Source organism: Curtobacterium sp. SGAir0471 (genome assembly GCF_005490985.1).
Taxonomy (GTDB): Bacteria; Actinomycetota; Actinomycetes; order Actinomycetales; family Microbacteriaceae; genus Curtobacterium.
On record NZ_CP027869.1, the window covers coordinates 1917044 to 1937161 of the forward strand.

Genomic DNA, 20118 nt, shown 5'->3' on the forward strand with positions numbered 1-20118 from the left:
GTGCCTAGACGGCGGCGGTGACGAGTCCTGCTGCGGCGCGGAGCTCCTCGACGCGGTCGAGCTGCTCCCAGGTGAAGCCGGGCAGCTCGCGGCCGAAGTGGCCGTACGCCGCGGTCTGGGCGTACCGCGGCTTGAGCAGGTCGAGGTCGCGGATGATCGCGGCCGGACGCAGGTCGAACACCTCGGTGATCGCCGCCTCGATGGTGGCGTCGTCGACGTGCCCGGTGCCGAACGACTCGACGTACAGGCCGACCGGCTTCGCGCGGCCGATGGCGTAGGCCACCTGCACCTCGAGCCGGTCCGCGAGCCCCGCCGCGACGGCGTTCTTCGCGACCCAGCGCAGCGCGTACGCGGCCGAGCGGTCGACCTTCGACGGGTCCTTGCCGCTGAACGCACCACCGCCGTGCCGGGAGGCACCGCCGTACGTGTCGACGATGACCTTGCGCCCGGTGAGCCCGGCGTCGCCCTGCGGGCCACCGATCTCGAACCGGCCGGTCGGGTTCACGATGACGTCGACGTGGGACGAGTCGAGGTCGACCAGGTCGAGCACCGGGCGGATCACGTGCTCGGTGATCTGTGCCGTGAGCTCGTCGAGCGTGACCGCGGGCGAGTGCTGCGTGGAGAGCACGACCGTCTCGACGGTCCTCGGCACGACGCCGTCGTAGCCGACCGTGACCTGCGTCTTGCCGTCCGGACGGAGGAAGTCGAGCACGCCGGTCTTGCGGACCTCGGCCAGGCGCTCCGCCAGGCGGTGCGCGAGCCAGATCGCGACGGGCATGTACTCGGGGGTCTCGTTCGTCGCGAAGCCGAACATGATGCCCTGGTCACCCGCACCCTGGCGGTCGAGCTCGTCGACACCGGCGCCGGACCGGCTGTCGAGCGACTCGTCGACGCCCTGGGCGATGTCCGGCGACTGCGCGCCGATCGACACCTCGACACCGCAGGTCCGGCCGTCGAAGGAGACCTCGGACGAGTTGTACCCGATACCCGTGATGACGTCGCGGACCAGCTTCGGGATCTCGACGTAGCCCGAGGTCGTGACCTCGCCCGCCACGTGCACCAGCCCGGTGGTGACCATCGTCTCGACCGCGACCCGCGCGTGCGGGTCGACCGCGAGCAACGCGTCGAGGATCGTGTCCGAGATCTGGTCGCAGATCTTGTCGGGGTGCCCCTCCGTCACCGACTCGGACGTGAAGAGGCGCAGGTTCGTGCCGCTCACCGGGGTCAGTCGGTGGGCTGCTGCTTGGTGACGGTCAGCTTGTCCTCGTTGATCTCGTGCAGAGCGACGGACAGCGGCTTGTCGTCGATCGTCGAGTCGACGAGCGGGCCGACGTTGTCGAAGAGCGACCCCTCGTGCAGGTCGGCGTAGTAGTCGTTGATCTGGCGCGCGCGCTTCGAGGCGAAGATGACGAGCGCGTACTTCGACTCCACCTTGGCGAGCAGGTCGTCGATGGGCGGGTCGATGATGCCCTGGGGGTTGGCCATGGTGTCTCCTGTCGGCTGCGGATGCGTGGGGCGCGGGTCCGAGCGGATCGGACCGCTCGACCGGGGTCGGGCTGCGCGGACGCGGCGCCCCGGGGGCACACGCGCGTGCGCCGTGTCAGGGCGCAGAGAACAAGTCTACGACCTCGCGTGCCGCGGTGCCGACATCCGAGTTCACGATGCGGACGTCGAACTCGTCCTGCGCGGCCAGCTCGACCTTCGCCGTCTCGAGTCGTCGGGCCTGTTCCTCCGCGGACTCGGTACCGCGGCCGATGAGCCGGCGGACGAGTTCCTCCCACGTCGGCGGCAGCAGGAAGACGAGGACGGCCTCGGGCATGGCGTCACGGACCTGCCGCGCGCCCTGCAGGTCGATCTCGAGCATCACCTTGTCGCCGGCGTCGAGCGCACGGTCGATCGGCGGCCGCGGCGTGCCGTACCGGTAGGAGTTGTGCACGACCGCCCACTCGAGCAGCTCGCGGTCGCGGATCATCCGGTCGAACTCGGCGTCGTCGACGAAGTAGTAGTGCACCCCGTCGACCTCGCCCGGGCGGGGCTTGCGGGTCGTCGCCGAGACGCTGAGGTTCACGTCCGGGAAGTGCTCGCGGATGTGCGCGCTCACGGTGCCCTTGCCGACCGCGGTGGGTCCGGCGAGCACGACGAGCTTCGACGCGCCGCGCTTCCGACCGCGCGCGGCGAGCCAGTCGGCCAGGGCGGTGCGCTGGCGGGTGCCGAGCCCGCCGAGCCGCTTCGACGGCGCGATGCGGAGCTCCCCCATCACGGCTTCGGCGCGTGCCGGGCCGATGCCGGACATGCTCGTGAGGAGGTCCCGCACGCGCAGGGACTTCTCGGCGGGGAGGTCCGCGTCGGACCAGGCGGCACGAGCGACCTCGAGGGCGCTGCGCTCCCCCGACGCCACCTGCGCCTTCACCGCGGCCCGGGCGCGCCGCGCGGCGACGGCAGCCCGGGCGGCGGCGACGCGGTCGACCTCCGGCGGGTTGCGGTGCGCGGGCAGCTCGCTGCGGTCGGGGGTCTCGGGCGTCTGGTCCGTCACGCGGCGGCTCCGAGCGCGACGTGGATGCGGTCGACGCGGTCCTGCACGAGGGCCGCGACGCCGTCGGGGCCGTCCGTCAGCAGACCGCGGGACTCGTTCACCAGGACCTGCTCGGCGCGCGCGCCGTACCGGGCGCGCAGGTCCTCGATGCGCGCGCCCTGGGCACCGAAGCCCGGAGCCAGCACCGGCGCGTTGCCGATGGTCTCCGCGTCGATGCCGAAGTCGTCGAGGTCGAGGGTGGCGCCGAGCACGAGCCCGACGTCCCCGAGCGGCTGCTCGCCGCCGGTCCGGTTGTCGTCTGCCACATCAAGGACGATACCGGCAGCGACGGACCGCCCGGCACGCGGTCCCTCGGCGAGCACCGCGGTCTGCAGCACGCGCGCCTCCGGGTTGCTCGTCGCGGCGAGCACGAACACCCCGGCGTCGTTCCGCCGGGCGACCTCGACGGTGCCGGCGAGCGAGCCGTAGCCGAGGTACGGCGACACGGTCATCGCGTCCGCCCGGAACGGGCCGTCCCGGTCGAGCCACGCGAGCGCGTAGTCGTCACCGGTCGAGCCGATGTCGCCCCGCTTCACGTCGGCGACGACCAGGAGGCCCGCATCACGCGCACGACGCAGGGTCGCGTCGAGCGCACGGTAGCCGGGCACCCCCGCCGCCTCGAAGAAGGCGATCTGCGGCTTCACGATCGCCGCACGACCGGCGGCCGCGTCGACCAGGGTCGCGCCGAAGGCGGTGAGACCCTGCTCGTCGCGGCCGAGCCCCCACGCCGCCAGGGTGGCGGCGTGGGGGTCGATGCCGACGCACAGGGGGGAACGCTCCCCGATGGCGGCGGCGAGCCGGACGCCGAAGGAGGCCGGGCTTCCCGTCCGTCCGTCGCTCACCAGGTCGCGCGCTCGAGCGCGTAGTCCTGCAGGCTGCGGGCGCTGAGCGGCGTGCCGATCGTCTCGATCGCCGCGACCGCCGCGCCGAGCTGCGCGATGGTCGTGAAGAGCGGCTTGTCCGCGGCGACGGTCGCCGCGCGGATCTCGTAGCCGTCCGCGCGACCGGCGGCACCGGAGGGCGTGTTGATCACGATGTCGACCGCGTCGCGGGCGAGCAGGTCGACGACGCTCTCGCCGCCCTCGCTGTACTTGCCGACGAGCGTGACCTCGATGCCGTTGCGGCGCAGGACCTCGGCGGTACCCTCGGTCGCGGTGATCGTGAACCCGAGCTGCTGCAGGCGGTGCACGGGCAGGACCACCTGGCGCTTGTCGGTGTCGGCGACGCTCACGAAGACCGTGCCGCTCGTCGGCAGGCCGCCGTACGCGGCGTCCTGCGACTTGAGGAAGGCCCGCGGGAAGTCGCGGTCGATCCCCATGACCTCGCCCGTGGAGCGCATCTCCGGGCTGAGCACCGAGTCGACGACCTGGCCGTCGTGCGTGCGGAAGCGGCGGAAGGGCAGCACGGCCTCCTTGACCGCGACCGGTGCCTGCGGCGGGACCGAGGAGCCGTCGCGCTCCGGCAGGACACCCTCGGCGACGAGCGCGTCGATCGAGGTGCCGGTCATCACCCGGCTGGCCGCCTTGGCGAGCGGGATGCCGAGCGCCTTCGACACGAACGGGACCGTCCGGCTGGCGCGCGGGTTGGCCTCGAGCACGTAGAGCACACCCGCGCCGATCGCGAACTGCACGTTGAGCAGGCCCTGCACGTCGATGCCGCGGGCGATCTTCTCGGTCGCCTCGACGACCGCGCGGATCTCCGCCTTGCCGAGCCCGACCGGCGGCAGGGTGCACGCCGAGTCGCCGGAGTGGATGCCGGCCTCCTCGATGTGCTCCATGATGCCGCCGACGTAGAGCCGCTCGCCGTCGAAGAGCGCGTCGACGTCGATCTCCACCGCGTCGTCGAGGAACCGGTCGACCAGCAGCGGCAGGTCCGGGCCGATGATCGCCTGGTCGGCCATGCGGTCGAAGTAGTCCGCCAGGGCCGCCGGGTCGTAGACGATCTCCATGCCGCGGCCGCCGAGCACGAAGGACGGACGGACGAGGACCGGGTAGCCGATCTCCTCGGCGACCGCGGTCGCGCTGGCGAGGTCGTGCGCGGTTCCGTTCCGCGGCGCGAGCAGGCCGGCCTGCTCGAGGATCGCGGCGAACTGCCCGCGCTCCTCGGCGGAGTCGATCGCGCTCGGGGTGGTGCCGAGGATCGGGATGCCGGCGGCCTCGAGCGGCTTCGCCAGGCCGAGGGCGGTCTGTCCGCCGAGCTGCACGACGACACCGACGAGCTCGCCGGACGCGGCCTCGGCCTCGATGACCTCGAGGACGTCCTCGGTCGTGAGCGGCTCGAAGTACAGCCGGTCCGAGGTATCGTAGTCGGTCGACACAGTCTCCGGGTTGCAGTTGATCATGATCGTCTCGTAGCCGGCGTCCGACAGCGCGAACGAGGCGTGCACGCAGGAGTAGTCGAACTCGACGCCCTGGCCGATGCGGTTCGGGCCGGAGCCGAGGATGACGACCTTCTTCCGGTCGCTCGGGGCGACCTCGGTCTCGGTGTCGTACGACGAGTAGTGGTACGGCGTCAGGGCCGGGAACTCGCCGGCGCAGGTGTCGACGGTCTTGAACACCGGGCGGATGCCTGCGGCGTGCCGTGCGTCGCGGGCCTCCTGCTCGGAGATGCCCCGCAGCGACGCGATCTGGGTGTCGCTGAATCCGTGCTCCTTCGCCCACCGCAGCGTGTCGGCGTCGAGCGTCTCGGCGGCACGGACCTCGTCCGCGACCTCGTTGATGAGGACGATCTGGTCGATGAACCAGGGGTCGATCTTCGTGGCCTCGAAGACCTCGTCCGCAGTGGCGCCGGCGACGAGGGCCTGCTGCACCGTGACGATGCGGCCGTCGGTCGGGGTCTGCGCCTTCTCGAGCAGGGCGTCCTTGTCGAGCTCGGCCGCCGGGGTGTCCCAGTGGAAGCTCGAGCCGCGCTTCTCGAGCGATCGGAGGGACTTCTGCAGCGCGGTGGCGTAGTTGCGGCCGATGGCCATCGCCTCGCCGACGCTCTTCATGGTCGTGGTGAGCGTGGCGTCCGCCGCCGGGAACTTCTCGAACGCGAACCGCGGGGTCTTCACGACGACGTAGTCGAGCGTCGGCTCGAAGCTCGCCGGGGTCACGCGGGTGATGTCGTTCTCGATCTCGTCGAGGCGGTACCCGATGGCGAGCTTCGCGGCGATCTTCGCGATCGGGAAGCCCGTCGCCTTCGACGCGAGCGCGGAGGACCGGGAGACGCGCGGGTTCATCTCGATGACGATGATCCGGCCGTTCGACGGGTCCACCGCGAACTGGATGTTGCAGCCGCCGGTGTCGACACCGACCCGACGGATGATGTCGATGCCGATGTTCCGCATGTTCTGGTACTCGCGGTCGGTCAGCGTCAGCGCGGGGGCGACGGTGATCGAGTCACCGGTGTGTACGCCCACCGGGTCGACGTTCTCGATCGAGCAGATGACGACGGTGTTGTCGAAGTTGTCCCGCATCAGCTCGAGCTCGTACTCCTTCCAGCCGAGGATCGACTCCTCGAGGAGCACCTCGGTGGTCGGGCTGGACTGCAGGCCGTCGCCCACGAAGCGGACGAGCTCCTCCTCGTTGTAGGCGAAGCCGGAACCGAGACCGCCCATCGTGAAGGACGGCCGGACGACGAGCGGGTAGCCGAGGTCCTGGGCATACTCCTTCGCTTCTTCGAGCGTGTGGGCGATGTGGCTCCGTGCCACGTCCGCACCGGACTCGAGCACGAGCTCCTTGAACAGCTGGCGGTCCTCACCGCGCTGGATGGCGTCGACCTTCGCGCCGATGAGCTCGACGTCGTACTTCTCGAGGATGCCCTCGGCGTCGAGCTTGATCGCCGCGTTGAGCGCCGTCTGGCCGCCGAGCGTCGGCAGCACGGCGTCCGGGCGCTCGATCTTGATGATCTCCTCGAGCGACGCGCTCGTGATCGGCTCGATGTACGTCGCGTCGGCGAAGTCGGGATCCGTCATGATCGTCGCCGGGTTCGGGTTGACGAGGATCACGCGGACGCCCTCGGCGCGGAGAACGCGGCACGCCTGGGTGCCGGAGTAGTCGAACTCGGCTGCCTGCCCGATGACGATCGGGCCGGAGCCGATGACGAGGACCGAGTTGATGTCTGCGCGCTTCGGCATCAGTTGCTGCTTTCGTTCTGCGCGGCCGACGCGCCGGCGTCGGTCGTCGGGTCGGCTGCGGGGGTCGTGGCGGTGGCGGTCGCCGCGTCGAGCGGCTCGCCGTCGCGTCGCGCACGGACCAGGTCCGCGAACCGGTCGAACAGGTACATGGAGTCGTGCGGACCGGCCGCCGCCTCGGGGTGGTACTGCACGCTGAACGCGGGCACGTCGAGCGCGCGGAGGCCCTCGACGACCTGGTCGTTCAGGGAGTAGTGCGAGACCTCGACCCGGCCGAACCCGGCCGGCGACTCGAGCACCTCGCCCAGGGGCGCGTCGACCGCGAACCCGTGGTTCTGGCTCGTGATCTCGACCTTGCCGGTGGCGGTGTCGAGCACGGGCTGGTTGATGCCGCGGTGGCCGAACGGCAGCTTGTACGTGCCGAAGCCGAGCGCGCGGCCGAGGAGCTGGTTGCCGAAGCAGATGCCGAAGAACGGGCGGCCGGTCTTCAGGGACTCCTGCAGCAGCTCGACCTGTGCGTCGCTCGCGGCGGGGTCGCCGGGGCCGTTCGAGTAGAAGAGGGCGTCGGGGTCGAGCTCCTGCAGCGCGCTCGCCGTGATGTCCTGCGGCACGACGTGCACCTCGAACCCGCGCTCGGCGAGGTACCGGGTGGTCGACGCCTTCACACCGAGGTCGAGCACGGCGAGCCGGCCGATCTGCTCGCCGACCGCGGGGACCACGTAGGTCTCCGGGGTCGACACGATCGACGAGAAGCTCGCACCGGCCATGCCGGCCTGGTCGCGCACGACCTGCAGCTGCTCGTCGGCGGACAGCTCGGCGTCCGCCCCGCTGAACACGCCGCCCTTCATGGCGCCCGCGTCGCGGATGCGGCGCGTCAGTGCACGGGTGTCGATGCCGGAGATCCCGACGATCCCGTCGCGCACCAGGTGGTCGTCGAGGGTCGCGTTCGCGCGGTGGTTCGACACGACGCGGCTGGGGTCGCGGACCACGTAGCCGGCGACCCAGATGCGACGGGACTCGGGGTCCTCGTCGTTGACGCCCGTGTTGCCGATGTGCGGCGCGGTCTGCACCACGATCTGCCCGGCGTAGGACGGGTCGGTCAGCGTCTCCTGGTAGCCGGTCATGCCGGTGGCGAAGACGACCTCTCCCAGGGATCGGCCTCGGGCGCCGTAGGCCCGTCCGTCGTAGCGGGTGCCGTCCTCGAGGACCAGTACGGCCCGTTCGCGTGTCATCAGTTCGTCCCTTCGCCCGCGGTGTGCGGGTGTTCGTGCGTCGTCGTCAGTCCCTGCAGGGCGGCGAGTGCTGCTGCGTCGCCCTCCGGGAACCGGAAGTAGGTGTCGAGGTCCGTCGCTCCTGCGGCGCCGGTCGCCGTCCATCGCAGACGGACCAGTCCCCCGGGCTCGACCACCCGGTCGATGGCCGAGGTCGCCCGGTCGGCGCCGCGGACGTCGGCCGCGGCGATCCACCGGTCGGCGGCGCCGGCGTGGTGCAGGACCACCCCGGTGTCGTGCACGGTCACGCCGCCGCGGCCCCGGAACCCGAGTCCGCCCGCCGTGATCCGCTCGAGCGGCTGGTCGGCGCGGGTCGTCGCGACGGTGAAGCCGTCCCACGACCCGGCCGCCGGACCCAGCCCGGTCGGGACCGGGACGGGAGGCACGGCCGCGGTCTGCGCACGGGTCCGGGTCCGCCAGGTGCGCGCCATGGCGACGAACAGCGCGGCCACCAGGAGCAGGATCACCGCTCCCGTCAGCCAGCGCAGCGCGTCGCCGCTCACCGCGTCACCGCCGGGGTCACGCGGTCCCCGCCTTCGCCGCGTCCGCCGCGTTCGCCGCGTCCGCCGCCGAAGCCGCCGCGGCCACGCGCTCGGCGTCGACGAGCGCGCCGTCGAGGAGCGTCGGGTACCCGTGGTGGAACGTCGCGACGACCCGACCCGGCAGGCGCATGCCGAGGTACGGCGAGTTCTGCGACTGGCCGGCGAGGTCGTCGACCGAGAACTCCCGCACCGCCGCGGGGTCGTACAGGGTCAGCTCGGCCGGGGCACCCTCGGCGATCGCACGACCGTGCCCCTCGACCTGGCCGATGCGTGCGGGCGCCTCGGACAGTACCCGCGCGACGTCGGCCCAGTCGAGCCGGCCGTCCTCGACCACGGCGGCGTGCACGACGCTCAACGCCGATTCGAGCCCGACCATGCCGTTCGCGGCGGCCGGCCACTCGCAGCACTTCGCCTCGGCGGTGTGCGGTGCGTGGTCCGTCGCGACGATGTCGATCGTGCCGTCGGCGAGGGCGGCGCGCAGGGCGTCGACGTCCTCGCGGGAGCGCAGCGGCGGATTCACCTTGTAGCGGGCGTCGTACCCGGCCGCGCCGTCGACCCCGGCGATCAGGTCCTCGGTCAGCACGAGGTGGTGCGGGGTGACCTCGGCCGTGACGTCGATGCCGCGGGACTTCGCCCAGCGGATGACCTCGACGCTGCCCGCGGTCGAGACGTGGCAGACGTGCAGGCGTGCGCCCACGTGGTCGGCGAGCAGCACGTCGCGGGCGATGATGGCCTCTTCCGCGACGGCAGGCCACCCCGCGAGCCCGAGCTCCGACGACAGCCGGCCCTCGTTCATCTGCGCGCCGATCGTCAGCCGGGGTTCCTGCGCGTGCTGCGCGAGGACGCCGCCGAAGCCCTTGATGTACTCGAGCGCCCGGCGCATGAGCAGCGGGTCGGCGACGCACGAGCCGTCGTCCGAGAACACCCGGACCTTCGCGCGGCTCGTCGCCATCGCACCGATCTCGGACAGGTGCGTGCCCTGCAGGCCCTGCGACACCGCGCCGATCGGGCGCACCGTGACGTACCCGGCGTCGTCCCCGAGCGCCTGCACCTGCTCGACCACGCCCGCGGTGTCGGCGACCGGCGACGAGTTCGCCATCGCGTTCACCGCGGTGAAGCCGCCGGCGGCGGCCGCCCGCGAACCGGTGAGCACCGTCTCCGACTCCTCGAAGCCGGGCTCGCGCAGGTGCGTGTGGAGGTCCACGAGACCGGGCAGGGCGATCAGGCCGTCCGCGTCGACGACCGTCGCGCCGGCCGCGTCGAGACCGGAGCCGACCGCCGAGATGCGCCGTCCCTCCAGACGGATGTCGGCTCGCGAGCCGTCGACCAGCTGCGCGCCGCGGATCAGGTGGGCGGTCATGCGACGGACTCCTTCGGTTCGTGCTCGCCGGTCAGGGCGAGGTACAGGACGGCCATGCGGACCGACACACCGTTGGCGACCTGCTCGACGACCGTCGAGCGCGGGTCGTCCGCGGCGACGCCGGCGATCTCGAGGCCGCGGTTCATCGGCCCCGGGTGCATGATCAGCGTCCGGTCGGACAGGGCGGCCGCGCGGGCGGCGGTGAGTCCGAAGTGGCGGGTGTACTCGCGGGGGTTCGGGAAGAACGCGTCGTTCATGCGCTCCTGCTGGATCCGGAGGAGCATCACGACGTCCGGGTCCTCGGCGAGGGCCGCGTCGAGGTCGTGGTGCACGGCGGCGCCGAACGGGCGGTCCACCGCGGGGAGCAGGGTCGGCGGTGCAGCGAAGGTGACCTCTGCACCGAGCGTGCGGAGCAGCCAGGCGTTGCTCCGCGCGACACGGCTGTGCAGGACGTCGCCGACGATCGTGACCCGAACGCCGTCGAGGCCCTTCCCACGGCTGGCCTCGCCGTGGAGCCGACGCCGCATCGTGAAGGCGTCGAGCAGGGCCTGGGTGGGGTGCTCGTGCGTGCCGTCGCCCGCGTTCACGACCGGGACGTCGATCCAGTCGGCCTCGGCCAGCACCCGCGGGGCGCCCGATGCCGGGTGGCGCATGACGATGCCGTCGATGCCCATCGCACCGAGGGTCTGGACGGTGTCCTTGAGCGACTCGCCCTTGGAGACGCTGGAGCCCTTCGCCGCGAAGTTGATGACGTCGGCGGACAGGCGCTTGGCGGCGGCCTCGAAGGAGATGCGGGTGCGGGTCGAGTCCTCGAAGAAGAGGTTCACGACGGTCTTGCCCCGCAGTGCGGGGAGCTTCCGGACCTCGCGGGTGTTGACCTCGGCCATCTCCTCGGCGACGTCGAGGATCCGGACGGCCTGGTCGCGGGAGAGGTCGGCAGTGGAGAGGAGGTGCTTCACGCTGCGCCTCCCTGCTCGGCCGCCTGCTGAGCGTTCGGCTGCTGAGCGTCCGGCTGCTGCGCGCTCGGCTGCTGCACGTCGGGCTGCTGCGCGTCGGGCTGCTCGATGACGACCTCGTCGGTGCGGTCGGTCTCCGTCAGGCGCAGCGTGACCCGCTCGTCGGATGCAGTGGGCAGGTTCTTGCCGACGTGGTCCGCCCGGATCGGCAGTTCGCGGTGCCCCCGGTCGACGAGCACCGCGAGGCGGACGGCGCGCGGCCGGCCGATCCCCTGCAGCGCGTCGAGCGCCGCGCGGACCGTGCGGCCGGAGAAGAGCACGTCGTCGACGAGCACGACGACCTTGCCGTCGATGCCACCGGCCGGGATCGTCGTCCGGTGCGGGGCGCGACCGATGCCGTGGCCGAGGTCGTCCCGGTGCATGGTGACGTCGAGGGTGCCGGTGCGGGTCGGCCCCGGCGTCCACTCGGGCTCGATGTCGGCCAGGATGCGGTCGAGCCGCTCGGCCAGGACGGCACCCCGCGTCGGGATGCCCAGGAGCACGAGGTCCGAGGCGCCGTGGTTGGCCTCGAGGATCTCGTGCGCGATGCGTGTCAGAGCACGCGTGATGTCGGGGTGTTGCAGGACCGTTCTGGTGCCCACGCCGACCTCCTTCCCCGCCTCACCGGACGGACTTAAAGGATGCTGACGTGGACAACCCTACTCGGACTCCTGGTCCCCCGCGACAGTCCGACCGGACGGTGCGGCGGCCTGCTCAGCGTCGCCGCCGGACGGTGCGGCGGCCTGTTCGGCGCCCCGGACGGACGGGGCTCGTCCGCCCGCGACGGCGCCGAGCACGCCGTTCACGAAGCCGGCCGAGTCGTCGGTGGACAGCGACTGCGCGAGCTCGACCGCCTCGGCGATCGCGACCGCGTCCGGGACCTCCGGGTTGTACCGGAGCTCCCAGACGCCCATCCGCAGGATGCAGCGGTCGAGCACGGGCATGCGGGCGATGGACCAGCCCTGCGCGTGCTCGACGATCACCTTGTCGATCGCCGCGCGGTCGTCGTCGACACCGGTGACGATCTGCCGCGCGTAGTCCCAGCTCGAGGCGCGCTCGGGCTGGTCCAGGTGCCGCACCGTCTCGGTGGCCAGCACGTCCGCGATCGGGAGCTCACGCACCTCGGCGACGTACAGCATGTCGAGGGCGCGCTTGCGGGCCTTCGAACGAGCACTCATGTGGCGGACGCCTAGTTGTTGACGCGGCCGAGGAAGCTGCCGTCGCGCGTGTCGATCTTCACGGTGGTGCCGTTCTCCAGGTACAGCGGCACCTGGATGCGGTGGCCGGTCGCGATGATCGTCGCGTCCTTCGTGCCACCGGAGGAACGGTCGCCCTGCAGGCCCGGCTCGGTCTCGACCTCGGTGACGATCGACGTCGGGAGCTCGATGTAGAGCGGGTTGCCCTCGTTCATCGCGATGGTGACCATGGCGGACTCGAGCAGGTAGTTCTTGGCGTCGCCGACGACGGTCTCCGACACGGGGACCTGGTCGTAGGTGTCGGTGTCCATGAAGACGTACGACTCGCCGTCCTGGTACAGGTACTGGTAGTCGCGGCGGTCCACGGTCGCGGTGTCGATCTTCGCGCCGGCGTTGAACGTGCGGTCGACGACCTTGCCCGAGACGACGTTCTTGAGCTTGGTGCGGACGAAGGCGCCGCCCTTGCCCGGCTTGACGTGCTGGAACTCGACGACCGACCAGAGCTGCCCGTCGATGATGAGAACGGCGCCGTTCTTGATGTCAGTGGTACTCGCCATGGGTCTTCCGTTCGATGGTGTTGTGAAGGTCTCCCGGACGTGCGTCCGGTCCTGGCGACGACGGGGTGTGCCCGCGCCGACGCCCCGACGAGTGTAGCGGACGAGCTCCGCCGGACCGGGCTCACCGTCGCCGTCGTGCCCGCCACGCGTCGACCGCCGCCCAGACCAGCAGCACCACGGCGGTCCCGCCCAGGATCCCGCCGGCCGCACCGGTGGAGAGCACCGCCGTCGGGCGCGCCGGTGACGCGAGGTACACGATCGCCAGCACGCCGGCACCGGCTCCGAGCAGCACGAGCAGCACGCGTCGGACCAGCCCGGAGACCACCTCGCGGTCGCGGCGGTCCGAGAACAGCCGGATGTTCACGGCGAGCTTGCCGGTCTCGAGCGCCTCGGTGATCCGGTCGACCCGACGGGGCAGCTTCCGCGCCGCCGACACCACACCGAAGAGTTCCCGGACCGCGAGGTCCCGCACGGCCCGCGGTCGCAGCTGGTCGCGGATCTGCTGCCGGGCCAGGTCGCGCGACTCCTCGAGCAGGTCGAACGTCGGCGCGAGGCTCCGTAGTGTGCCCTCGAAGATCGCGAGCGCTCGGGCCGCTGCGACGAAGTCCGGTGGCGGCTTGAGCCGGTACCGCCCGAACACCGCGACGGCGTCGTCCACGGTCTCGACGCCGATGCGGGCACCCGGTCCGAGCTCGTCCGCCACGAACGCCGCGATGTCCCGACGGAAGTCGGGTTCGTCCTCGGCGTCCCGCACGGGCGCCATCCGCATCACCGCATCGGCGATCCGCTCCGTGTCGTCCTGGATGTAGCCGGCGAGCAGGTCCTGGACGGTGCCGCGAAGACCCGGGTCGAGCCGCCCGACGGACCCGAAGTCGATCAGGGCCGGGCGGCCGTCCGGCAGCAGCACGACGTTCCCCGGGTGCAGGTCGGCGTGGTAGATCCCGTCGAAGACGATCTGCCGGAGGAAGGCGTCGAGCACGGCACGCATCGGGGTGTCGAGGTCCTGGCCGGTGCCCGCTGCGCGCAGGGCGCTGAGCGTCTCGCCCTCGAGGAACTCCATCACCATCACGCGACGCCCGGACATGTCCCGGTACGGCTCCGGGTAGGCGACCGCGTCGGGACGGGCGCTCCGCGCCTGTGCCGCGCGGAGGGCGGTCAGGTTCCGCATCTCCGACGTGAAGTCGACCTGCCGCACCAGGTCGTCGGCGTACTGCTGCGCGACGTCGGCGACCCCGACCTGGCGCGCCTCGGTGCTCGTCCGCGCGAGGAAGCGGACCACCCGCAGGGCGATGTCGACGTCGCGACGGACCGCGGCGTCGATGCCGGGTCGTTGGACCTTCACCGCGACGACCGTCCCGTCGCGCAGGGTCGCGCGGTGCACCTGCGCGATCGACGCCGCGGCCACCGGCTCGGTGTCGAACGATGCGAACACCTCGCCGACGGGCGATCCCAGCTCCTCCTCGAGGAGGACGGCGACCTCGGCCGCGTCGGCCGGGCGGACGCTCCGCTGCAGGTGCGCGAGCCCCTCGGTCCACTCGTCCGGCAGCAGGTCGTCGCGGGTCGACAGGAGCTGTCCCATCTTCACGAAGCCACCACCCGCCTCCTCGAGGGCACGGCGCAGGTGCTCGGCCTGCCTCCGGCGCAGGTCCGACGTCTCCGGGTCGCGGGAGAAGTCGAGCCGACGGAAGGGCACGAGCTCGTGTCGGCGGGCGATCGACAGCAGCTCGGCGAAGCGTCGGGCACGGGATCGCAGGCTGCCGACGGCGACGTCCTGCTGGCCGAGGTCGCTCAGGCGGGGCGGGGTGGGCACCGGACCAGTCTGCTCCCCGGCCCTGCGGACCCACCCCGCTCCTGCACAGCCGGGAGGCGCGGCGCACCCTCCACAGGTCGGCCCGCCCGCCCCTCCCTGTCGCGTCCACTGCGCGACGCTCCTCACATGGACACCGCACTGATCACCACGTCGATCGCGGCCGCCGCGTCGATCGCCGCTGCCGTCGTCAGCTGGTTCGGCGCGTTCCAGGCGAGACGGTCCGCCGACCGTGCACACGACATCTCGATCGCTGTGCTCCGGAACCTCGCGACCGTAGCGTGGTGGCCGAAGGCCGACCGGCGGCTGGCGCACCGCGCACTCCGAGGTCGCTCGGATCCCGGCCACCGAGCGGACGGATCGACAGGAGGAGACCTCGGACGATGCGGATCTTCAAGCCACTGCCCGACGCGCTCGACCCCGATCGCGACGGAGACGAGTACTGGGCGTGGGAGAACGGTGCGACGCTCGACGAGTTCCGCGAATGGGAACGCACGGGCGTGCTCACGCTCTCCATGCGTCTGAAGTGGTGGTGGCGCCGGACCCGCCCGACCCTCCGCTAGACGCCGACCTCCTGGTAGGCGGTGAACAGCAGGTGGTCCTCGGGGCCCTCGAGCGTCACGGGCTTGCCGACCCCGTCGAGGATGATGAACCGGAGCATGCCCGCACGTGCCTTCTTGTCGCGGCGCATCGTCGCGAGCAGACCCTCCCACCGTCCGATCCCGTAGGTCGTCGGCAGCTCCAGCGACTCGAGGATCGACCGGTGCCGGTCGACGGTCGCGTCGTCGAGGTGCCCGGTCAGCCGGGCGAGCTCCGCGGCGAACACCATGCCCACGGACACCGCCGCACCGTGCCGCCACTGGTAGCGCTCGGCGTGCTCGATCGCGTGCCCGAGGGTGTGCCCGTAGTTCAGGATCTCCCGGCGGCCCTGCTCGGTGAAGTCCTCGGAGACGACCTCGGCCTTCAGCGCGATCGCGAGCTCGACCACCCGGCGGAACTCCGGCGTCGTCGGGTCGGTGACGCGGTCGACGTCGGCCTCGATGACGTCCAGGATCTCGGGGACGGCGATGAACCCGGCCTTCACGATCTCGGCGAACCCGGTGAGCACGTCGTTGCGCGGCAGCGTCCGGACCAGGTCGAGATCGGCGACCACGGCACGCGGGTGGTGGAACGCCCCGACCAGGTTCTTGCCCTCGTTGGTGTTGATGCCGGTCTTCCCGCCGACACTCGCGTCGACCAGTCCGAGCACACTCGTCGGCATCGCCAGGAACGGCACGCCGCGGAGCCACGTCGCGGCGACGAACCCGGCGAGGTCGGTGACGGCCCCCCCGCCGAGGCCGATGACGGCGTCGGTGCGGGTGAAGTCCGCCTGGCCCATGACCTGCCAGCAGAACGCCGCGACCTCGACGCGCTTGGCGGCCTCGGCGTCCGGGACCTCGGCGATGAGCGCGTCGAGACCGGCGTCGACGAGGACGGCACGCAGCTCGTTCGCCCGGGCGCCGAGCGTCGGCGCGTGCACGATGAGCACCTTGGCGACGCGCGGGCCGAGCAGCGACCGGACCGAGCCGAACAGGTCGTTGCCGACCACGACGAGGGACCCGCCCTCGCCGCCGACACGGATCTCGGTGGTGCCCTCGGGCAGGTTCGTCGCGGTCACGGTGTCCCTCCGGTGGTGTGCTCCGGGCCGGAGCCGATGTGGTCCTGGTCGGAGCCGGTGTGCTCCTCGTCGGAGCCGGTCTGCTGCTCGGTCACCCACGCCACGACGTCGCGGACGACGTGCGACATCGGGCGCCGCGAGGTGTCGAACGTCGCGTGCGCGAGCTCCGCGTACGTGGCCGCCCGTTCGTCGGCGATGGTCTGCCAGGCATCGATCCCGCCCTGTGCCAGCAGCGGCCGGTCGCTCCCGGAGATCCGGGCGGCGACGGCCTCGGGCGACACCGTGAGCAGCACGATGCGCGCGCCCCGCAGGGCGGCACGGGTGTCGGCGTGCGTCACGGCTCCGCCGCCGACCGAGACGACGCCTCCGGTCGCGACGGCGTTCCGGACGGCCTCGGCCTCGAGCAGCCGGAACGCCGGCTCGCCGCGATCGGCGAAGATCCCCGGGATGGGGCCGTGCGTCCGGGCGATGACGCGGTCGGTGTCGGTGAACGGCACGCCGAGCGCCTTGGCGACACGCTTGCCGACGCTCGACTTGCCCGCACCCATCGGTCCGATCACGACGACCGGCGTGTCGAGCCGCGCAGTCGGAGCGGGCACCGACGCGTCGGCGCCGCTCACCGGACCGACGACGACTCCGCCGCCATCGACCCTGCCCCGTCCGTCCGGCGGGTGCGCAGGGTCTCCGGGAGCGCGGCGAGGTAGGCGTCGAGGTTGCGCTTCGTCTCGGTCAGGCTGTCACCGCCGAACTTCTCCAGCACGGCGTCGGCGAGCACGAGCGCGGCCATCGCCTCGGCCACGACCCCCGAGGCCGGGACCGCGCAGACGTCGCTGCGCTGGTGGTGGGCCGCGGCGTCCTCGCCCGTGGCCACGTCGATGGTGTGCAGCGCGTGCGGCACGGTCGCGATCGGCTTCATGCCCGCGCGGACGCGGAGCACGGTGCCGGTGGACATGCCGCCCTCGGTCCCCCCGGCCCGGTCGCTCGTCCGGACGATCTCGCCGTCCTCGCGGTACAGCTCGTCGTGCGCCTCGGACCCGCGGCGTGCCGCGGTGGCGAACCCGTCACCGACCTCGACGCCCTTGATCGCCTGGATCCCCATGATCGCCGCGGCGAGCCGGGCGTCGAGACGGCGGTCCCAGTGCACGTGCGAGCCGAGGCCCGGCGGGACGCCGTAGAACAGCACCTCGACGACACCGCCCAGGGTGTCGCCGTCCTTCTTCGCCGCCTCGACCTCGGTGACCATCCGGGCGGAGGTCTCCGGGTCGGCGCAGCGGAGCTGGTCCTCGTCGAGGCGGTCGACGTCGTCGGGCAGGGGCAGCGGCGTGCCGTCGGGCACGCGGACCGTGCCCACCTGCAGCGTGTGGGCGACCGAGCGGATGCCGAGCTCGGCCAGGAAGGACTTCGCGACCGCACCGAGGGCGACCCGCGCCGCGGTCTCGCGGGCGGACGCGCGCTCGAGGATCGGCCGTGCCTCGTCGAAGCCGTACTTCTGCATGCCGACCAGGTCGGCGTGGCCGGGGCGCGGCCGGGTCAGGGGCGCGCTGCGGCCGCGGGACATCTCGGTGGACTCGACGGGTTCAGGGTTCATCACCTCGACCCACTTCGGCCACTCGGTGTTGCCGATGCGGATGGCGATCGGGCTGCCGAGGGAGTACCCATGGCGCACACCACCCGAGACGTGCAGCTCGTCCTGCTCGAACTTCATGCGCGACCCGCGCCCGTAGCCGAGCTTCCGTCGCGCGAGGTCGGTGCGGATGGACTCGAACGACACCGGGACGCCGGCGGGCAGGCCCTCGAGCATCGCGATGAGTTCGGGTCCGTGGGACTCACCAGCGGTCAACCAACGAAGCATGTCGACCATCCTCCCACAGGGTCCGGCCGTGCGACGCGGCCGGACCCCGGCGGGCCTACTGGTACTCAGGGTGTGCCCGGAGCCAGGCCTGGAACTGCTTCACGGCGACCTGGTGCTCCGCGTACGTGTCCGAGAAGACGGTCTCCCCCGTGTCGAGGTCCACCGTCACGAAGTAGAGCCACTTCCCGTCGGCCATGTTCGTCACGGCCTTGATGGCCACGTCGCCCGGGTTCGAGATCGGCGCCGGCGGCAGCCCCTTGTGCACGTACGTGTTGTACGGGTTCCCGGCGTCGGCGCGCTCGGCGTCCGTCGTCGTCACCTTGTGCGTGTTGCCCGTCCCGTAGGCGACGGTCGCGTCCGACTGCAGCGGCATGTCGATGTCGAGGCGGTTCTGGAACACGCGGGCGACCTTCGGGTAGTCGGCGGCGAGCCCGGCCTCCTTCTGCACGAGCGAGGCGAAGACGACCACGCGCTCCTGGTCGGCCTCCGCGACACCGGCGGCCGCCAGGTGCTCCTTCATGGTGTCCACCATCGACTGGAAGTACTGCTGTGCGGTCCACCCGGGGTTGATCGGGTAGGTCGCCGGGAAGAGCCAGCCCTCGAGCGTCGTCGTGCCCGCCGGCAGCCCGTACGCCTGCACGTCCTTCGCCGCAGCGCTCACCTCGGCCTCGGAGAGCCCCGCCTTCGAGACCATGCCCGCCTCGATGTCCTGCAGTGCGGTCCCCTCGGGGATCACGATCGAGGCCTGGACGCGGTTGGCGGAGTCCTTGAGCGCGGCCAGCGCGGCCTTCGAGCTCATCTCCTTCTTCAGCTCGTAGGAGCCCGGCTGGAACGACACGTCCGGCGAGGTCAGCAGCAGCTTGTAGAAGACCTTCGAGCTCTTCACGACCCCGCTGCGCTGCAGGGTCTTCGCGACGTCCTCGCCGATGTCGCCCTGCTTGATGGTGATCGTGACCTTGCTCGTCCCGTCGCCGGTGTAGTCGTCGGGCTCACTCGACCCACCGATCGCGCTGACCAGTTGCTGCACCTTGGGCGCCGCGAAGGCGTACGCACCGACGCCGCCGACCAGCACGAGGGCGACGATCACGATCCCGGCGATCAGCGGCCCGCGACGGCGCTTCGGTCGCGGTTCGCGTGGCGGCCTGGAGGCTCCCCCGCCTCCGCCACCCCGCCCGCGTCCGCCTCCGGTGCCGCCGACCCCGTGGTCACCCTCGGCAGGTCCGCTCGCGGCAGCCGCGGACCCGCTCGCGGCAGCCGACGAACCGTCGCGACCGCTCGCGGCCCGCGCGTCCGGGTCCTGCCGGTCGCCGGCGCTGGCCTCGCGGACGGCCTGTGCGTCCGGAGCCCGGAGCTCGCCGGTGAGCAGCGCCCGCACGTCGGGGTGGAGCTCGTCGTCCGACCGGGCGACCGGGGCGTCCGCCGGGGACGCGGGCCGCGCCGTGGCCCGCCCACGCTGTTCGCCGGCCGACGAGGCGGGATCGCCGTCGGTCCCGGTCGCTGGCCGGCCGAGGCGTTCGGCCTCCGCAGCTTCGGCAGCGCGTGCCTCGCGGCGGGACATCGGCCGGTCGGACCCGGCTGCGGGGTCGGCGGTGCGTCGTCGCTGTCCGGCATCGTCGCCGGGCGCGATGATCGCGTCCCAGTCCAGGTCGTCTGCCAAGGGATCCTCGGTCTCTCGGGTCGGGGGCTCCACCTGGGCCCCGTCGGTCCGGGGACGACGGTCTCCCGACCCGTCCCGGGGCCGGTCGGTCAGGGGAGCGTTGCGCCGGGAGCGGCGCTGGACGCACGCTCGTGGTCGAGCGCGTGTTGCAGGATGATAACAGCGGCCGCTTGATCGATCACGGCCCGGGACTTCTTCGTGTTCCGTCCGGCCTGGTGCAACCCGCGCTGCGCCGTCACCGTGGACAACCGCTCGTCGACCAGGCGGACCGGACGGTGCTCGGCCAGCAGCTCCGCGAAGCCCCTGGCGTCCGCGGTCGACGGGGTGTCGTCGCCGGACATCGACAGCGGCAGCCCGACGACGATCTCGAGCACGTCGTACTCGTCCGCGAGCTCGACGATCCGACGGACGTCGGTCGCCTGCGCCCGCGGCACCGTCTCGACCGGGGTGGCCAGCAGGCCGTCCCGGTCGCAGACGGCGACACCGATGCGGGCCTTGCCGACGTCGACGCCGAGACGGCGCCCCGGACGGATCGGCA

General features: G+C 72.2%; 19 protein-coding genes. 1 reads left to right on the forward strand and 18 read right to left on the reverse strand.

Annotated elements, in window-relative coordinates; translation table 11 throughout:
- Positions 1-4: 4 nt before the first annotated feature.
- The 13 genes from metK to C1N91_RS08935 all read right to left on the reverse strand — a co-directional run bounded on the left by metK (position 5) and on the right by C1N91_RS08935 (position 14417).
- Positions 5-1219 carry a methionine adenosyltransferase gene (metK, locus tag C1N91_RS08875; RefSeq protein ID WP_137767429.1) on the reverse strand — a complete coding sequence of 405 codons (1215 nt, stop codon included), beginning with the start codon at positions 1217-1219 and terminating at the stop codon, positions 5-7.
- A 5-nt stretch (positions 1220-1224) separates the two neighbouring features.
- Positions 1225-1485, reverse strand: a complete 261-nt coding sequence (rpoZ, locus tag C1N91_RS08880) for a DNA-directed RNA polymerase subunit omega (RefSeq protein WP_137767430.1) — start codon at positions 1483-1485, stop codon at positions 1225-1227.
- Between the two features lie 115 nt (positions 1486-1600).
- A complete protein-coding gene (gene gmk / locus C1N91_RS08885) occupies positions 1601-2533 on the reverse strand; it encodes a guanylate kinase (protein WP_394586446.1) in 933 nt (310 codons plus the stop codon).
- Positions 2530-3414: an orotidine-5'-phosphate decarboxylase gene (pyrF, locus tag C1N91_RS08890; protein WP_137767431.1), complete on the reverse strand. Its 885-nt coding sequence runs from the start codon at positions 3412-3414 to the stop codon at positions 2530-2532. The genes gmk and pyrF overlap by 4 nt, the downstream gene beginning before the upstream one ends.
- Entirely contained in the window at positions 3411-6689 is a 3279-nt protein-coding gene (gene carB / locus C1N91_RS08895) for a carbamoyl-phosphate synthase large subunit (protein ID WP_137767432.1), read from the reverse strand. Before carB ends, pyrF begins: the two co-directional genes overlap by 4 nt.
- Complete coding sequence (gene carA / locus C1N91_RS08900) at positions 6689-7918, reverse strand: glutamine-hydrolyzing carbamoyl-phosphate synthase small subunit (protein ID WP_137767433.1); 1230 nt, start codon at positions 7916-7918, stop codon at positions 6689-6691. The genes carB and carA overlap by 1 nt, the downstream gene beginning before the upstream one ends.
- Positions 7918-8460 (reverse strand): PH-like domain-containing protein, encoded by a 543-nt coding sequence (locus tag C1N91_RS08905; protein WP_137767434.1) that lies wholly within the window; start codon positions 8458-8460, stop codon positions 7918-7920. The genes carA and C1N91_RS08905 overlap by 1 nt, the downstream gene beginning before the upstream one ends.
- Before the next feature lie 16 nt (positions 8461-8476).
- A complete protein-coding gene (locus C1N91_RS08910) occupies positions 8477-9859 on the reverse strand; it encodes a dihydroorotase (protein ID WP_137767435.1) in 1383 nt (460 codons plus the stop codon).
- Positions 9856-10818 (reverse strand): aspartate carbamoyltransferase catalytic subunit, encoded by a 963-nt coding sequence (locus C1N91_RS08915; protein ID WP_137767436.1) that lies wholly within the window; start codon positions 10816-10818, stop codon positions 9856-9858. The genes C1N91_RS08910 and C1N91_RS08915 overlap by 4 nt, the downstream gene beginning before the upstream one ends.
- Positions 10815-11456 carry a bifunctional pyr operon transcriptional regulator/uracil phosphoribosyltransferase PyrR gene (gene pyrR, locus C1N91_RS08920; protein ID WP_137767437.1) on the reverse strand — a complete coding sequence of 214 codons (642 nt, stop codon included), beginning with the start codon at positions 11454-11456 and terminating at the stop codon, positions 10815-10817. Before pyrR ends, C1N91_RS08915 begins: the two co-directional genes overlap by 4 nt.
- A 57-nt stretch (positions 11457-11513) precedes the next feature.
- Positions 11514-12032 (reverse strand): transcription antitermination factor NusB, encoded by a 519-nt coding sequence (gene nusB, locus C1N91_RS08925; protein WP_394586450.1) that lies wholly within the window; start codon positions 12030-12032, stop codon positions 11514-11516.
- An 11-nt stretch (positions 12033-12043) separates the two neighbouring features.
- Entirely contained in the window at positions 12044-12607 is a 564-nt protein-coding gene (efp, locus tag C1N91_RS08930; RefSeq protein ID WP_058729119.1) for an elongation factor P, read from the reverse strand.
- Positions 12608-12728: 121 nt separating this feature from the next.
- On the reverse strand, positions 12729-14417 hold the full coding sequence (locus tag C1N91_RS08935; protein ID WP_137767438.1) for an ABC1 kinase family protein: 1689 nt from the start codon (positions 14415-14417) through the stop codon (positions 12729-12731).
- Between the two features lie 380 nt (positions 14418-14797).
- On the opposite strand from C1N91_RS08935, the gene C1N91_RS08940 reads away from it, so the two are divergent.
- Positions 14798-14977 (forward strand): hypothetical protein, encoded by a 180-nt coding sequence (locus tag C1N91_RS08940; RefSeq protein WP_137767439.1) that lies wholly within the window; start codon positions 14798-14800, stop codon positions 14975-14977.
- Here C1N91_RS08940 and aroB read toward each other — a convergent pair.
- From aroB to ruvX, 5 genes are all read right to left on the reverse strand, one after another.
- Complete coding sequence (gene aroB / locus C1N91_RS08945) at positions 14974-16056, reverse strand: 3-dehydroquinate synthase (protein WP_137768752.1); 1083 nt, start codon at positions 16054-16056, stop codon at positions 14974-14976. The two genes, C1N91_RS08940 and aroB, sit on opposite strands and share 4 nt — an antisense overlap.
- An 11-nt stretch (positions 16057-16067) precedes the next feature.
- Positions 16068-16691 carry a shikimate kinase gene (locus C1N91_RS08950; RefSeq protein ID WP_254678200.1) on the reverse strand — a complete coding sequence of 208 codons (624 nt, stop codon included), beginning with the start codon at positions 16689-16691 and terminating at the stop codon, positions 16068-16070.
- Positions 16688-17923, reverse strand: a complete 1236-nt coding sequence (aroC, locus tag C1N91_RS08955) for a chorismate synthase (protein WP_137767440.1) — start codon at positions 17921-17923, stop codon at positions 16688-16690. The genes C1N91_RS08950 and aroC overlap by 4 nt, the downstream gene beginning before the upstream one ends.
- Before the next feature lie 55 nt (positions 17924-17978).
- Positions 17979-19580 (reverse strand): endolytic transglycosylase MltG, encoded by a 1602-nt coding sequence (gene mltG, locus C1N91_RS16865; RefSeq protein ID WP_254678201.1) that lies wholly within the window; start codon positions 19578-19580, stop codon positions 17979-17981.
- 89 nt (positions 19581-19669) lie between these two features.
- Positions 19670-20113, reverse strand: a complete 444-nt coding sequence (gene ruvX / locus C1N91_RS08970) for a Holliday junction resolvase RuvX (RefSeq protein WP_175416095.1) — start codon at positions 20111-20113, stop codon at positions 19670-19672.
- Positions 20114-20118: the final 5 nt, after the last annotated feature.